Below are 2,526 nucleotides of genomic sequence, written 5' to 3'. Positions count from 1 at the left end.
CCGCAAGGCTCCGCCGGTCCACGCGCCCTGGCCGCTCGCCCCGGCCCTAGGGTGGCGCCGCTAAGGCGCGGACTTTCCAAAGTCTCTGGGGGGGAGGGCGGTCAGTCACTCGAACGGGCGCGGCCGAGAGAACAACATAAGGGGGGCGATGGCCCCACTCGCTTGACGAGCGCGACCGGTTGGTGCCACCTGAGCTAAGCTGTTGCGGGGGCGCTGATGAACAGCAGGACTAAAGCTGACTGCTGCAAATCTGCTGGCCAGACAACACCCCAAGATGGGGCGGTATCTCTTTATCCTCGTTCAGCAGAACCTTTAACACACCTATTGTGGGAGGAATGTTGTGTGCTGCAATGGCTCTAAGAATCAAACTCCGGACGTGGTATTCGATGGACTAAAGTCTGCCGGAGTCTCCTTTCGAGATGGTAGTATTGTGGGTATCGGCGTTTTTGTAGTTCCTGCCCCTGAACGCGGTATATTGGAGTACCGCGTAGTTCATGTGGAGGGGCTCTCGTATGATGAAACCATGAAGCGGGGTTCTCATTGCGAGGCCTTCCAATGGATTCCACAGGGCGTCACGTTCGAGGCTGAGGGCCGCAGCTTCAGTATCGAGAAGACAAGTGACCTCGAAGCGTTGGCTAGCTTTTGCAATGACTCTTGTCGTGGGGGCTGCCCAATGGGGTGCGTCTGCTTTACCGGTGACGTACGCTGCCGCCAAAATTGGTAGCAAGAGAGCGGTAGGCCGCGACGCCTATCGCTCTAGCGCATTCCTTCAGCCCGGATCGAGTCGGAGTTCGTCGGCGTGTCTGCGATCCATTCCACAGTGCAGCGGCATTGGTTCGGGCGGATGCATCCTCCAACGTCAGGTGTGAGGACGGTCGTGCTACACAAAATTCTAGCCAGTGCCTGTGTCGCGCCCTTCTTGTTTTGGGCGTGCCCATCTGCGTCGCAAGAAAAGTCGAAGGGGCTTGATTGTTCGTGGACAATGCTGACCAGCATACCTTACCAGAGCGGCAATTATACACTTAGCGACAATGATGAATTTTCGTTCAAGGAGCGATTTCTTATTCGGTTAGACGAAAAGAAGATCTATTCAAATAGAGTGAGAGGCGAGCTTGCCGTTCACAGGTTTGAGGAAAGCGTGATTGATTTTACTCAGGATTATACGTCTTTAGCTGTAGTAGATTTCCGGGGAGATCAGATTGATCTGGGGGCTGTCGCAGTGAAATTCTCTCTAGATCGCATATCTGGAGACTTTTCCGCCACGCTGCCGCTCAAAATCGGAGACGCTAAGCTATCCTTCAAATCCGGCAGCTGCTCGATCAGGCGCTTCTTTTAGACTTCGTGACTTCCGTTCTGTTGTCGGTTTGGACGAAGATCAGCAATGGGTCGAACGTCGCCTTTGATTTGGCGGCCAGGAGCGGACCTCGCGGCGGCCACGGAGAACTCGCAGCCTGTTGCGCGGGCAGGATGTGAGCCTCAGACTTCGCGGATGAATGCATGTCGCGCTGCGGTTGTCGGCTGCGTCGCGGTTCTGGCGATGGGGTGGGGCGGTCGAGCTTCGGCCGTGCCGCCGGTCCTGGCGCCGCCAGCCGCGCAGGCTGTCGTTACGGCCTATATCGACGCGATCCGAACCAACGATGCGGCAGCCTACGCCAAGCTGTTCGCCCCCGACGTCAGGATCGTTTCCGACTGGCCGGCGGGGGCGGATCGCGCGACGTGGCTGCGGGCCGTATCCGCGGAGTTCGCGCCGACGCGGACGGTGCGGTTTCTGGCCGTCTTCTCCGGCTTTGCGCGATTTGACGGACAGCCCGCGACGCGCGTGCTGGTCGTCCAGGAACTGAAGGATTGCCGGCCCGGCATCGTCGAATGCTTCGGTCAGTTCCGCAGCGAGACGCTGTTCGTGCGGGGAGGGGCGATCGTCGGCCTGGAGCGGGCCGGGTTCACGCATCGACGGCTGGAGCCGGGCGGATGGACGTTCTCCGCGCCCTGATCCCGCCGCCTTGACCCCGCCGCGCGAACACGCGACCCCTCGGGGCGGATGCGCCGGCTCTTCGACTTCCTCTCCAACATGGACCCCAGGGTGGCGGACCCGCAGGCGTCTCGGCCGTAGCGCCTGACGATGCGTGCTCGCCTGCGGGCTTAGCGGCGCGAGCCCGAGGTTCGCGCGGCGGACGCCCTCGACGGCGTCAGCTCGGATGGTGTCGAAGGCGTACTCGAGCAAGCGCTGGCTGCGCGTTCTGTCTCCCCCGGCGGAATGTCACGCGCCGCATACGGTGGTCGTTACCTGTGAAAATGCAACGACACATTGTGGCCGTGTTGCGGTCGAAAAGCCGAGCGGATCGACCGCCAAGGTCGTCCGTGGCCGCCAAGGGCCGATGAGGAGAGTTGCATGAAGTCGTTGTTCGCCGGACCTATCGTCTTGGCCGTGGCGGGCGTCGCCGGCGTCGCCGAGGCGCAGCTCGCCTCGCCCAGCCTCTACGGTTCCGTCGGCTACAACCGAAAGTCCGACAGCGACCTGAGCACGGT

At 61.0% G+C, this 2,526-nt stretch carries 2 protein-coding genes; both read left to right on the top strand.

Annotation, left to right across the window (positions count from 1 at the left end; translation table 11 throughout):
* The first annotated feature begins 799 nt into the window (after window positions 1-799).
* Window positions 800-1,336: a hypothetical protein gene (locus AX721_RS27450; protein ID WP_156467224.1), complete on the top strand. Its 537-nt coding sequence runs from the start codon at window positions 800-802 to the stop codon at window positions 1,334-1,336.
* A 228-nt stretch (window positions 1,337-1,564) separates the two neighbouring features.
* Window positions 1,565-1,990 carry a nuclear transport factor 2 family protein gene (locus tag AX721_RS17400; protein WP_068877254.1) on the top strand — a complete coding sequence of 142 codons (426 nt, stop codon included), beginning with the start codon at window positions 1,565-1,567 and terminating at the stop codon, window positions 1,988-1,990.
* The last annotated feature ends 536 nt before the right edge of the window (window positions 1,991-2,526 follow it).

The sequence above is a fragment of the Phenylobacterium sp. CCH9-H3 genome (assembly GCF_001557235.1).
Classification (GTDB): domain Bacteria; phylum Pseudomonadota; class Alphaproteobacteria; order Caulobacterales; family Caulobacteraceae; genus Phenylobacterium.
The sequence above is the reverse complement of the archived record's forward strand: the minus strand, read 5'-3'. Positions and strand labels throughout refer to the sequence as shown.